8 protein-coding genes are annotated in these 12,978 nt (G+C 59.8%); 6 read left to right on the top strand and 2 right to left on the bottom strand.

Annotation, left to right across the window (positions count from 1 at the left end; all coding sequences use genetic code 11):
- Positions 1–13: 13 nt before the first annotated feature.
- The 6 genes from mrdA (at position 14) to JK199_RS10455 (ending at position 10,816) form a co-directional block, all read left to right on the top strand.
- Complete coding sequence (gene mrdA, locus JK199_RS10480; protein ID WP_025827112.1) at positions 14–1,978, top strand: penicillin-binding protein 2; 1,965 nt, start codon at positions 14–16, stop codon at positions 1,976–1,978.
- 2 nt (positions 1,979–1,980) lie between these two features.
- Positions 1,981–3,138: a rod shape-determining protein RodA gene (rodA, locus tag JK199_RS10475; RefSeq protein WP_212375702.1), complete on the top strand. Its 1,158-nt coding sequence runs from the start codon at positions 1,981–1,983 to the stop codon at positions 3,136–3,138.
- Positions 3,139–3,291: 153 nt separating this feature from the next.
- Entirely contained in the window at positions 3,292–4,689 is a 1,398-nt protein-coding gene (locus tag JK199_RS10470) for a sugar porter family MFS transporter (RefSeq protein ID WP_077930810.1), read from the top strand.
- Positions 4,690–4,919: 230 nt separating this feature from the next.
- The gene (locus JK199_RS10465) at positions 4,920–6,104 is read left to right on the top strand and encodes an efflux RND transporter periplasmic adaptor subunit (protein WP_077930809.1); all 1,185 of its coding nucleotides are present in this window, start codon (positions 4,920–4,922) and stop codon (positions 6,102–6,104) included.
- A gap of 4 nt (positions 6,105–6,108) precedes the next feature.
- Positions 6,109–9,264, top strand: coding sequence for an efflux RND transporter permease subunit (locus tag JK199_RS10460; RefSeq protein WP_086656296.1), 3,156 nt, complete (start codon positions 6,109–6,111; stop codon positions 9,262–9,264).
- Between the two features lie 4 nt (positions 9,265–9,268).
- A complete protein-coding gene (locus tag JK199_RS10455) occupies positions 9,269–10,816 on the top strand; it encodes an efflux transporter outer membrane subunit (protein ID WP_212375698.1) in 1,548 nt (515 codons plus the stop codon).
- A gap of 233 nt (positions 10,817–11,049) precedes the next feature.
- On the opposite strand, the gene JK199_RS10450 is transcribed toward JK199_RS10455, so the two are convergent.
- Positions 11,050–11,607, bottom strand: coding sequence for a GNAT family N-acetyltransferase (locus JK199_RS10450; protein ID WP_212375696.1), 558 nt, complete (start codon positions 11,605–11,607; stop codon positions 11,050–11,052).
- A gap of 146 nt (positions 11,608–11,753) precedes the next feature.
- A complete protein-coding gene (locus JK199_RS10445) occupies positions 11,754–12,974 on the bottom strand; it encodes a tetratricopeptide repeat protein (RefSeq protein WP_212375693.1) in 1,221 nt (406 codons plus the stop codon).
- Positions 12,975–12,978 lie beyond the last annotated feature (4 nt).

The raw sequence follows: 12,978 nt of genomic DNA, 5'->3' as shown, positions 1-12,978 counted from the left end.
CCGGAGACGTGCCATGCGGCTGAGGCGTCGCAGGCGGGAGAGCAACCGCCTGATGCCCATCAAAAACCAGAAGGACCCCGGACGCGGTGTTTTTACGCGCCGGGCTCTGCTATTTATGGCCGTACAGATGGGCGCTCTGGGGGAACTGGCGCACAAACTCTACCAGTTGCAGATTAAAGACGGAGACCGCTACGCCCGCATGGCGGCGAGCAACCGTGTCAGCAAACGCTATCTGGCACCACCGCGCGGGCGCATTGTGGACCGTTACGGCGTGGCGCTGGCCAACAACAAGGAAAACTGGCGCGCTTTGCTGATGCCGGAAGAGACGACCGACGTCACCGGCACCATTGAACGCTTTTCCACCATCATCCCGCTGGATGAGCGGGACCGCACCCGCATCGCGCGGGAAATGCGCCACCAGCGCCGGTTTATTCCTGTCATGCTGCGTGACTTCCTCTCATGGGAGGAAATGGCGCGGATTGAACTCAACGCGCCCTCGCTCCCCGGTGTGCTGATTGATGTCGGCACCCGGCGTGTTTACCCGGAAGGGGAATTGCTGGCGCATCTGATTGGCTATGTTGCTCCCCCCAATGAACGCGATGTCGCCCGGTCCGCGCTCCTGGCTTTGCCCGGCATGCGCGTAGGCCGCGCCGGGGTGGAGCAGAGTCAGGATGAAAAACTGCGCGGCACGGCAGGCTCCGTGGAAATGGAAGTCAATTCCGTCGGCCGCGTGATGTCCGAGCTGAACCGGGTGGAAGGCGTGCCCGGCGCGGAAATCGGCCTGACGATTGACCGCGGGCTGCAACAGAAGGTTCTGAGCCGCATCGGGGAGCAGACAGCCTCCGCCGTGGTGATGGACTGCCGCAACGGCGAGGTGCTGGCCATGGTCAGTACGCCCTCGTTCGATCCGTCGCTGTTTGATAGCGGTGTCAGCCATGCCCAGTGGATTGAGTGGACCAATAACGAGCGCACACCGCTGATCAACAAGGCTGTGGCCGGTGTGTATCCCCCCGGCTCCACGTTCAAACCCGCAGTTGCCATGGCCGGGCTGCAATCCGGCCTGTTCTCCCCGACGGACAGAGTGTTCTGCCCCGGCCATCTGGATGTGGGGGGCACCCGCTTCCACTGCTGGTCCCGCTGGGGGCATGGCTCGGTGGACCTGCATCAGGCGCTCAAATATTCCTGCGACGTCTATTTTTATGAAATGGCCCGCAGGGTCGGCATGGACCGCATTGCCGAGACCGCGCACCAGTTCGGGCTGGGCACGGCGCTGGATATTGAGCTGCCCCACACCCGCACCGGGCTGATTCCCACCCCTACATGGCGGCAATCACACCACCATCACTGGAACGGGGGCGATACCATTGTCAGCGGTATCGGGCAGGGCTTTGTGCAGGTCACGCCCCTGCAACTGGCCACCTATACCTCCCGCCTTGCGACGGGCCGGGCCGTACAACCGCATCTCGTCCGCGCCATGAATGGTGATATCGGGCCGGAGGCCACGCCGGAACACTGGCCGGACCTCGGCATGCCCGAAAAATATCTCTCCGCCCTGCGCGGCGGCATGTTTGCCGTGGTAAATGAACAGCACGGCACCGCCCCCAAGGCCCGCCTCAGTCTGCCCGGCATCACCATGGCCGGCAAGACCGGCTCCGCACAGGTGCGCCGCGTCTCCCGTGCGCTGCGTGAGAGCGGGCACTTCAACTCCGCCAATCTGCCATGGGAATACCGCCCCCATGCGCTGTTCATCTGCTTTGCCCCTTATGATGCCCCGCGCTACGCCGTCTCGGTCGTGATCGAACACGGCAATACCGGCGCGGATGCGGCAGCCCCGCTGGCGCGGGACATTATGACGGATACCCTGCTGCGTGACCCGGTGAACCACCTGACCCCGCCGCCGGAAAGTGTTGCAGATGCGGCAGCCCCGGAAGCAGAAACACCAGCTCCGGACGCCCCGCCTGCGGACACGCCTGAATAACCATGAAATTCCACAAACGCCTTTTACGCGCCGAGCCGAGCTTCCGCCTGCTCTCCAAACTCTGGCGCATCAGCTGGCTTTACGTGTTGCTGATCTGCACGCTGGCCGGGGTTGGCTACGTCACGCTCTATTCCGCAGGCGGGGGCACGCCCTATCCGTTTGCCGCCCCGCAGGCCGCCCGGTTTGCCGTGGGTCTTGTGCTCATGATTACCGTGGCCATGCTGCCGCCCAAAATGCTGGTCCGCATTTCCGGCCCCCTTTATGTTCTGTCCATCCTCCTGCTCGTGGCGGTGCTGCGCATGGGGCATGTGGGCAAGGGAGCGGAGCGCTGGCTGATGATTGGCGGCCTGCAAATCCAGCCCTCAGAATACGCCAAGGTGGCGCTGGTGCTGGTGCTGGCCTCCTGGTTCAACCGCATCAGCTACGCCCGGATGGGCAATCCGCTGTGGCTGATCCCCCCGGCATTCCTTGTGCTGCTGCCGGTGGTACTGGTGCTCAAGGAGCCTAATCTGGGCACCGCCGTCATTATCGGCGGGATCGGGGCGTCCATGTTTTTTGCAGCCGGAATGCGGCTGTGGCTGATTGCCCTGCTCCTGCTGCCCGTGCCCTATCTGGCCAAATTTGCCTATGCCCATCTGCATGATTACCAGCGTGCCCGCATTACCACCTTCCTCAACCCGGAAAGTGACCCGCTTGGGGCAGGCTACAACATCATTCAGTCCAAAATTGCGCTCGGCTCCGGCGGGATGTGGGGGCAGGGCTATCTGCATGGTTCACAGGGGCAACTGAACTTTCTGCCGGAAAAACAGACAGACTTCATCTTCACCATGATCGCGGAGGAATGGGGATATGTCGGGGCCGTTACTGTGATCGGCCTGCTTCTACTGCTGATTCTGGGCGGAATGCTCATGGCCATCCGCAGCCGCAACCGCTTCGGGCGGCTGGTGGCGCTGGGCATCAGCATGAATTTCTTTCTCTATTGTCTGGTCAATCTGTCCATGGTGATGGGGGCCATTCCGGTCGGCGGTGTGCCGCTGCCTCTGGTCTCCTATGGCGGGTCGGCCATGCTGAACGTCATGCTCGGCTTTGGGCTGCTGCTCTCCACATGGGTGCACCGGGACTCCCGCTTTGGAGAGAGCGAAAATCAGGACACGCCCTGACTGTCCCTGAACGAAAGATAGGTTTTCTGGCCGTTTTGTGGCATGACCAAACTATTCGGACGCTGGTGACCCTATAAGGATGCTCCGGCACGGTCCTGAGAAACACAAAAACGCCAATAAAAATAATTTTCTTAACGGAAACCTGTTAACCCGATGCAAAACCAGCCCATAGTTCAGCCTCAGACAGACTCATCCACTCAGATCCGCACCATTATTATTGGCATTCTTGCCGCCACAGGCGGCCTTATGTCTGGTCTGGACATTGGCGTTATTTCCGGCGCGCTGGATTTTGTTGCTGAAACCTTTCACGCCTCCACCTTTGCGCAGGAATGGATTGTCAGCGCAATGATGGCCGGAGCCGCCATCGGAGCCATTCTGGCCGGGTGGCTGGCACGGCTGGGCGGGCGCAAATGGGCGCTTGTCATCGGCGGGGTGCTGTTCATCATCGGGTCCATCGCGTGTGCGCTGTCATGGTCGGTTGCCAGCATGATCTGCGGGCGCGGCCTTATGGGGCTGGCCATCGGGATCGCCGCTTTTACCTCCCCGCTCTATCTGTCCGAAATTGCGAGCGAGAACACGCGCGGCGCGATGATTTCCACCTATCAGCTCATGATCACGGTTGGTATTTTTCTCGCCTTCATCAGTGATACGCTGTTCAGCTACCACGGCCAGTGGCGCTGGATGTTCGGGGTTATTGCCATTCCCGGCGTGCTGTTTGTGATCGGTGTGCTGTTCCTGCCCTACAGCCCGCGCTGGCTGATGATGAAGGGCCGGCGGGAGGAAGCTCTGGCCGTGCTGACAGACCTCCGCCCCACCCCGCATGAAGCCCATGCTGAAATCCGCGCGATTGATGAACAGCTCCAGCAGCGGCAGGGCGGCGTTGCGCTGCTCTGGCAGAACGCCAATTTCCGGCGTTCCATCCTGCTGGGTATGCTGCTTCAGGCCATGCAGCAGTTCGCGGGCATTAACGTCGTGATGTATTACGCGCCAAAAATCTTCGCGCTGGCCGGGTTTGTCGGCACCGCCCAGATGTGGTGCACAGCCATTATCGGCTTTGTAAACGTGCTGGCCACGGTTGCGGCTATCGGTCTGGTGGACCGCTGGGGGCGGAAACCTATTCTCTATGCAGGCTTCATCACCATGACAATTGCCATGGGGGCGCTTGCCCTGCTCAACCATAACGGACTGGACGGACAGGCGGCCAAACTGCTCTGCGTCTTCCTTATCATGATCTTCATCGCGGCCCACGCCATGTCCGCCGGGCCGCTGATGTGGGTTCTGTGCTCGGAAATTCAGCCTATCAAAGGGCGCGATCTGGGGATTACCCTGTCCACCCTGACCAACTGGGTGTCCAACATGATTGTCGGCGTCTCCTTCCTCAGCCTGCTTAATGCTCTGGGAGCCCCGCTGACCTTTGGCCTGATTGCCGCCCTCAATGCTGTCTTCTTTGTGTTTACCCGGCTGCTGGTGCCTGAAACCCGCGGCGTCTCGCTGGAAGAGATTGAACAAAACCTTATGGCCGGAAAGAAACTGCGGGATATTGGCCGCTGAGGTTTTCCTGATGGCTTGACGATCCGGTTGCCGCCTTTTAGCTTACGCCGGAAACAGTAACATTTAGTACTGTTTCCGGCTTCCAGTGTTTGTTTTCTGATACGTCGCTCCCTTCTGCGCGCCACATGTCCGGTCTTTCCGCAAAGGCCGCCCGGCACGCCGGAACCGGTGTCCGTATCCGTTTTTTTGTTTTTCTTTGTTTTCCAAAGGCAGGATCCGCCAGAGTGACAATGCATCCCCTCCCGTTCCGCCCGGTCCTGCTCTCTGCTGTCGCTTTGCTGGCGCTGTCCGGCTGTAACCGCAAAGCCGCGACCCCGCCCGCCATGCCGCCACAGCAGGTCGGCGTCATTACCCTGCATCCGCAGTCGGTCAACGTGCATACCATTTTGCCGGGCCGCACGGATGCGTATGAAATTGCTCAGGTCCGCCCACAGGTGACCGGCGTTATTCAGAAACGCCTGTTTACCGAAGGTGCGGACGTGCAGGCCGGCCAGCAGCTCTATCAGATTGACCCCTCCCGCTATCAGGCCGCGTATGACACGGCACGCGGCCAGCTTGCACAGGCCGAAGCCGCTGAAGTGACCGCCCGCGCCAAACTGCAACGCTATAAATCTCTGGTGCAGGCGCACGCCGTCAGCCATCAGGATTATGATGATGCGCTGGCTGCCGAAAAAGAAGCACAGGGCCAGATCCTGACAGCCAGAGGTCAGGTTGAAAATGCTCAGGTTGATCTGGGCTATACGCGCATGAATTCTCCCATCTCCGGGCGGATCAGCCGAAGCATCATTACCGTCGGCGCGCTCGTCACCGCCAACCAGACGGATAATACGGCCGTCGTCACGCGGCTTGACCCGATTTATGTGGACGTCAATCTGCCCGCAATCACGCTGCTGCGCCTCAAGCGGGAACTCGCGGAAGGCCGCATTACCCGTCAGGCAAACGGGGAAGTCCCTGTTACGCTGACGCTGGAAGACGGCAGCACCTATGAACATACAGGCCGCATGGCCCTCTCCGAAGTCAACGTGGATACCTCCACGGCCTCCGTCGTCGTGCGTGCGCTCATGCCCAACCCGGATAAACTCCTGCTGCCGGGCATGTATGTCCATGCACAGCTTGATGAAGGGGCAGACCCGAACGGGCTGCTCGTGCCGCAGCAGGCCGTCAGCCGCAATACACACGGGGACCCGCAGGTGTGGGTTGTCAAACCTGACGATACGGTGGAACTGCGCCAGATCCAGATTGGTCAGGCCATTGGCACAGACTGGCTGGTCACCTCCGGGCTGAAAGCCGGTGAACGCGTCGTGACCGTCGGCGTACAGAAAATCAAACCCGGCGCAAAGGTCAAACCCACGGAAACGGAAACCGCAGCCCCTCCGGCAGCATCCGACACGTCCAGCCAGAATAAAGGGCAGTAACCGGATGTCTTTTTCGCGTTTCTTTATTGATCGACCCATTTTTGCGTGGGTGATCAGCCTGATCATCATGCTGGTGGGTGGTCTGTCCATTTTCCGGCTGCCCATCGCCCAGTATCCGAGCATCGCCCCGCCGCAGATCGCCATTTCCGTCACCTATCCGGGGGCTTCCGCGGATACGGTGAACGATACGGTCGTGCGGCCTATCCTCCAGCAGATGTTTGGTCTGGACCATCTGGAATATATTTCCGCCCAGTCCTACGCCTCGGGCATGATGGAAATTGACCTCACCTTCGCGCAGGGCACCAACCCGGATATCGCGCAGGTGCAGGTGCAGAACAAGCTGCAACTGGCGCAGCCCAAACTGCCGCCGGAAGTCACGGCGCAGGGCCTGAGCATCACCAAGGCCGTGAAGAACTTCATGATGGTTCTGGCCTTTATCTCAACCGATGGCAGCATGACCGGCAGTGATATTGCCGACTATGTCGCCTCCAGCATTTCCGACCCGCTCAGCCGCGTCTCCGGCGTGGGGGATCACACCCTGTTCGGGTCTGAATACGCCATGCGTATCTGGATGGACCCCGGCAAGCTCTACAGCTACGGCCTGACTATCAAAGATGTTCAGACTGCAATCCAGACGCAGAACATTCAGGTTTCTTCGGGTGAACTGGGCGGTCTGCCCGCGAAAAAGGCGATCCGGCTTGATGCCACCATCATCGGCCCGACCCGCCTGACCTCCCCGGAAGAATTCAGGAAAATTCTGCTCAAGGTGCAGCCTGATGGCTCACAGGTCCGCATCGGGGACATCGCCAGTGTGGAACTGGGCCCGCAGACCTATAATACCAACTCTTTCTACAACAACATGCCCGCCTCCGGCATGGCGCTGAAACTTGCCCCCGGTGCCAACCAGATGCAGACGGAAGCCGCCGTGCGCGCTCAGGTGGCGCAGCTTGAAAAGTTTTTCCCGCCGGGCCTGAAGACGGTTTATCCGCTGGATACCGAGCCGTTTATCGTGCTCTCCATTGAGGAAGTGGTCAAAACGCTGCTGGAAGCCATCGCGCTGGTGTTCGTGGTGATGCTGATCTTCCTGCAAAACTTCCGTGCGACACTGATCCCGACCATTGCCGTGCCGGTGGTGCTGCTGGGCACCTTCGGGGTGCTGAACATCCTAGGCTACTCCATCAACACGCTGACCATGCTGGCCATGATTCTGGCCGTGGGCCTGCTGGTGGATGATGCCATCGTGGTGGTGGAAAACGTTGAACGTGTGATGACGGAAAAACGGCTTTCTCCCGTGGATGCCGCCCGTGTCTCCATGGATGAAATTTCCGGCGCTCTTGTGGGCATCGTGCTGGTGCTGACAGCCGTTTTCCTGCCCATGGCCGCATTCTCCGGTTCCACCGGGGTGATTTACCGCCAGTTCTCCGTCACCATTGTTGCCGCCATGTGGCTGTCTGTTCTGGTGGCCATGGTGCTGACCCCTGCCCTGTGCGCCACCATGCTCAAAGCGGGCGGGCATGAAAAAACAACAGGCCCGGCAGGCTGGTTCAACCGCCAGTTTGACCGCCTGACCAACGGGTATCTGCGGGGTGTGCAGTTCCTTATTGGCAAGACCATCCTCTCCATGGTGGGTTTTGCCCTGATTACCGCGCTGGCCGTGTTCCTGTTCATGCGTCTTCCCGGCGGCTTCCTGCCGGATGAAGATCAGGGGCTGATTTTCGGGCAGGTTACCATGCCGCCCAACACGCCTATGGCGGAAACAGAAGCTGCCAACCATGAAATTACCGACTACGTCCTCAAGGCCGAAGGCTCTCTGGTCGAATCCGTTTACGCCATTAACGGCTTCAACTTTGCCGGGCAGGGTCAGAACTCCGGCGCGTTCTTCATCCGTCTGAAAGACTGGAAAGACCGCCCGCTGGCATCGCAGACGTCCTCCGCCATCGCCGGCCGGATCATGAAGCACTTCTGGTTCAGCCCCAAGGCGCAGATCTTTGCCATCAACCCGCCTGCGGTGCTGGAACTGGGCAATGCCACCGGCTTTGACCTTGAGCTGGAAGACCGCGGCCATCTGGGCCACCAGAAGCTGCTGGAAGCCCGCAACATGGTGCTGGGCCTTGCCTCCAAAGACCCACGCCTGATGGCCGTGCGCCCGAACGGCATGGAAGACGCCTCCCAGTACCATCTGGACATCGACCGGGAAAAAGCCAACGCGCTGGGCATCACGATTGATGACATCAACACCACCATTCAGGGGGCGCTGGGGTCCATCTACGTCAACCAGTTCACCCGGAATGACCGTGTGAAGCAGGTCTATATTCAGGGCGTGCCGGAAGCGCGCATGCTGCCGAGCGATCTGGACAAATGGTACATCCGCAACGCCCTGCAAACCCTCACGCCGCTGAATGCCTTTGCCTCCGGGCACTGGGACCTCGGCCCGCAGAAAGTGGAAAACTATAACGGCCTGAATGCCTTTGAAATTCTGGGCCAGCCTTCCCCCGGCTACAGCTCGGGCGACTCTATTGACGCCATCAAGAGCGTTCTGGCCAAACTGCCGGCTGGCGTAGGGTATGAATGGACCGGCCTGTCTTTTGAACAGGTTGCGTCCGGCTCTTCCACAGGGCCGCTTTATGCACTCGCGCTGGTGGTCATTCTGCTGTGTCTGGCGGCTCTGTATGAAAGCTGGGCTATTCCGCTGGCGGTGATGCTGGTCATTCCGCTAGGGGTTCTGGGTGCCATTGCCGCAACACTGTGCCGCAGCCTTGATAACGACGTCTACTTTCAGGTGGGGCTGCTGACCACGGTCGGTCTGGCCGTGAAAAACGCCATTCTGATTGTGGAATTTGCCAAAATGGCCTTTGAACGCGGCGAGTCCCTGACGGATGCCGTGCTGACGGCCGCGCGCGAACGTCTGCGCCCCATTCTGATGACGTCCATTGCGCTGGTCGTCGGGGTGTTCCCGCTGGCCATTGCAACGGGTGCAGGCAGCGCCTCCCGCGTGGCCATTGGCACCGCCGTGGTGGGCGGTATGGCGACTGCCACCCTGCTGGCCGTTTACTTCGTGCCGGTTTTCTTTGTGGTGGTGCTGCGGCTCTTCAAGGTCCGCCGTATCAGCGAACGTCAGGAAGCTCCGTCTTCTGCCCCGTCAGCTTCCGGAAACGAGTAAGCGCATGTCTACACATTTTTCGTCATACACTTCGCGCCGCGTCCGTGCTCTGAGCCTGACTCTGGCCGCTGGCCTGCTGTCCGGCTGCACGATGATCCCGAAATACAAACGGCCAGCTCCCCCGCTGGCCACCACCTGGCCGGGCTACCAGAACACCGGGGCACCAAAAATCGCACAGGCGGCCTATGATATCGGGTGGGAAGATTTCTTTACCGATGCACGGCTGAAGGCGCTGATCACCATCGCCATCCGCGAAAACCGGGATCTGCGCATTTCCGCCGCCAACATCATGCAGGCACAGGGGCAGTATGATGTGCAGCATGCGGGCCTCTTCCCGACTATTTCCGCCACTGGCGGCCCGATCTATCAGGCACCGGCCAGTGCCTCGGGCCTCAGCTTTGCGCCCGGTCTGGAGCAGAACCGTAGCGGAGATCCTTTTGGCGGAGGTCGGGTCTTTAAATATTATCAGGGGGGGATCGGCTTTTCCTCCTACGAGATTGATCTGTTCGGCCGTATCCGCAGCCTGACACAGGCCGCCGCGCAAAAAGCCCTGTCTCAGGAAGCCTCCCAGCGCAGTATGCTCATCAGCATTATCTCGCAGGTGGCCACAGCCTATGTCACATGGCTGGGGGACCGGGACACGCTGGCTCTGGCCGACACAACGCTGGCCAACCAGCAGGACACCCTGAATCTGACCCGCACCAAATATGCGCATGGGGAAGAAAACCTGCTGACCGTCCGGCAGGCAGAAACACAGGTGCAGCAGAGTGCGGCCCTGCGCGCCGATTCCCGCCGGAAAGTGGAGCAGGATGAAAACCTGATTTCTCTGCTGATTGGCGCCCCTATCCCGACGAACCTGCCACCGGCACGGCCTCTGGGCGAGCAGACCCTGCTGGCGGACCTGCCCGCAGGCCTGCCCTCAGACCTGCTGGAACGGCGGCCAGACATTGTCTCGGCCGAGCATAATCTGCTGTCGGCTCAGGCTAATATCGGTGCGGCACGCGCCGCGTTCTTCCCGCGCCTGACACTGACGGCAAATGATGGTGTTTCCAGCTTGCAGTTCCATAAACTGTTTACTGCTGCGGCCACCACGTGGGGGCTGAATCCCTCGCTGCAAATCCCGCTCTGGACGTGGGGCATGAACAGCGGGAACCTGAAGGCCTCCAAGGCCGAGCGCGACGTGCAGATTGCCACTTATGAAAAAACGGTGCAGTCCGCCTTCCGTGAGGTGGCGGATGCACTGGCCGCACGGGAAGCCTATCTGGACGAAAAGAAGCAGGCGGATGATCTGGTTGTGTCCTCCGCCGATGCTTTCCGCCTGGCAAAAATGCGGTTTAACGCCGGGTCTGATTCCTATCTGACCACGCTGGAATCCCAGCGCTCATATCTACAGGCGCAACAGATGCAAATCATGGTTGCGGTCTCCAAATACCAGAATCTGATCACCATCTATCGCGCTCTGGGTGGCGGCTGGACACCCCATACGCAGGCCCCGGCAAACCCGGCCAGCGTTGTCCGCCAGACGCCTGCCACCAGCACCACAACTGGCTGAACTATACTGCGGGAAGCCGGGGATAAAAACCCGGCTGAACCAGCTCTGAGCATCGCTCCAGACCAGCATCGCCCATTTTTTACCCAGCCCCACGGTCCGGACTGCCGACTGTCCGCCAACCGTTGGAGTCTGGGCCTGTGAGCCGTGAGCCGTGAGCCGTGAGCCGTGAGCCCGCTCCCTAAACCCATGTCAGCACTCGTCAACCCCGTGCCCGGACTTTTAGCAAGCAGGAGCTATTCCAGAAGGCGGAGTTGCATGGCGCACCGTGTGCCGGGCGGAAACCCACACTCGTCTTCTTCCGCAAGAGCAGCACGCAGGTCTGGCTCCAGCGCCTGCTCCTCAAGAATTTCAAAACCTATTTTTTGATAAAACGGCGCATTCCAGGGTACGTCCCGGCAGGTGGTGAGGGTAATCCGCTGAAACCCGCCCTGCTGTGCCGCCTGACGCACCGCTGCCAGCAACGCTCTGCCAACCCCGCGCCCCTGAGCCTCGGCTTCTACGGAAATTTCCAGAATATGCAGCCGGTCCCGCACTCGCTCGGCTGTCAGAAACCCTACCGGGCGGCCCTGTTGCGTCACCGCCACCCAGCATGTTCCAGCCTCAAGACTGGCCATGTGCGTCTCCACCGGAAGGCACGGACCTTCGGCAATCCACGCAAGAGAAGGGATGCTTGTGAAGCTCTGCGCCGCAGACCGCTCAATCTCCGGCAACAGCACCACATCTTCATACCGCGCCAGACGCACGGAAATGTCGGAAGAATGTTTAACGGGCAAAGGCAGTGAGGATTTCATGAGCCCGCTGTGCCATCCGCCCCACCACACATACAAGGGAAATATATCGTATTTTTTCAGTCAGGCATCCCTCAGAAAAACCCGAACAATAAAAAAGGCCGTCTGAAAAGACGACCTTTTCCACACTCCATAAGGGAGAGAACTTTTTATTTAGCTGCGGTGAGCTTCAGCACCCAGAGCTGAGCAATGTCCTGAGCACCGCCGCCGCCATCAACCGTTTTCAGCGTGGCGATTGCATCCGCCTTTTTGCCAGCAGCAAGCTGAGCCAGACCGTAGTGGAGACGGGCCACATTCACGTCCGCAACACCCTTGGCAATAGCCTGCTGCATCAGGCCCAGACCTTTATCGGCCTGACCGAAGGTGACCGTGTTGTAGCCAACCGTCAGCAGATCATCACCAGTTTTCTGCTTGAGCGCTGCGGCTTCATCCGCCGCGAGAGAGGCTTTTTTGTCCGCCACGGATTTTTCAACCATGGCTTTCAGGCGAGCCTGACGCGGAGCTTCCGCTCCCTGCCCCAGCACATTGGCCTGATAGCCCTGATTCATCAGATCCAGCGCAAGCTGCGGCATGCCGGACTGCATGGCGATTTCCGTCATCTCCATGAAGTCACGCGCCTGAGACACATTTCCGGCAGCCAGACGGATGCGATAGACATCAAGCTGGAGAGACGTCGGGATTTTGGGGTTCACAATCAGTTCGTGCAGCAGCAGCGCCCAGTATTCCTTCTTGGGGTAATACGTCGCCAGCAGCACATAGGCGTGTGTGGTGGTTGCAGAATCTTTCATGGCGGTCGCACTGGCACCCAGCATCTGCAACTGGGATTCTGCCGGCGTTTTCTTCGCCTTGATCTCCTGCCCTATCTGCTCTTTCAGCACACGAACGGAATTCGGGTAGTCTTTCTGAAGGTAATAGGACTGCGCAAGAAGCGTATCCATTGTGGGGTTTGAGCCCACTTCCTTCTGGTAGCGCTCAATGGCTTTAACCGCGCGCGGGTAGTCCTTGGCGGTGTAAGCCATTGTTGCTTCAGACATCAGCATCTGGTGCTTGGTGTCTTTGGGTGTACGCGGGGACGCAATCAGCTTGTCATAAGCCTGAGTAGCCACATCCAGATTGCCGCCCTGTGTCGCCACAGCCGCGCGCATCTGGGTAATGGTGTAGGACTCGTAGTCACTCTTGCCCTTTACCGCGTCAGCAGCATTCACCGCAGCCATAGCCTTGGTGTAATCGTGCGCGGACAGAGCTGACTGTGCCTGCTGCAAGGCTTTGCCGACATCTGCTCCAAGCACATCCTCAGCCTGCGCTGCGGGGTAGGAGAGAGCAAATGCGGCACTTGCAAACAGTGCGACGCGTAAAAGACGAGATGACATCAGA

Source organism: Acetobacter persici, from assembly GCF_018256955.1.
GTDB classification, from domain to species: Bacteria; Pseudomonadota; Alphaproteobacteria; order Acetobacterales; family Acetobacteraceae; genus Acetobacter; species Acetobacter persici.
This window is presented reverse-complemented; position numbering and strand designations above follow the sequence as displayed.

Excerpts from the sequence above, each read along its gene's own strand:
- JK199_RS10470 (WP_077930810.1), top strand. The coding sequence starts at position 3,292 with ATGCAAAACCAGCCCATAGTTCAGCCTCAGACAGACTCATCCACTCAG.
- mrdA (WP_025827112.1), top strand. The coding sequence starts at position 14 with ATGCGGCTGAGGCGTCGCAGGCGGGAGAGCAACCGCCTGATGCCCATC.
- JK199_RS10460 (WP_086656296.1), top strand. The coding sequence starts at position 6,109 with ATGTCTTTTTCGCGTTTCTTTATTGATCGACCCATTTTTGCGTGGGTG.
- JK199_RS10465 (WP_077930809.1), top strand. The coding sequence starts at position 4,920 with ATGCATCCCCTCCCGTTCCGCCCGGTCCTGCTCTCTGCTGTCGCTTTG.
- JK199_RS10450 (WP_212375696.1), bottom strand. The coding sequence starts at position 11,607 with ATGAAATCCTCACTGCCTTTGCCCGTTAAACATTCTTCCGACATTTCC.
- rodA (WP_212375702.1), top strand. The coding sequence starts at position 1,981 with ATGAAATTCCACAAACGCCTTTTACGCGCCGAGCCGAGCTTCCGCCTG.
- JK199_RS10455 (WP_212375698.1), top strand. The coding sequence starts at position 9,269 with ATGTCTACACATTTTTCGTCATACACTTCGCGCCGCGTCCGTGCTCTG.
- JK199_RS10445 (WP_212375693.1), bottom strand. The coding sequence starts at position 12,974 with ATGTCATCTCGTCTTTTACGCGTCGCACTGTTTGCAAGTGCCGCATTT.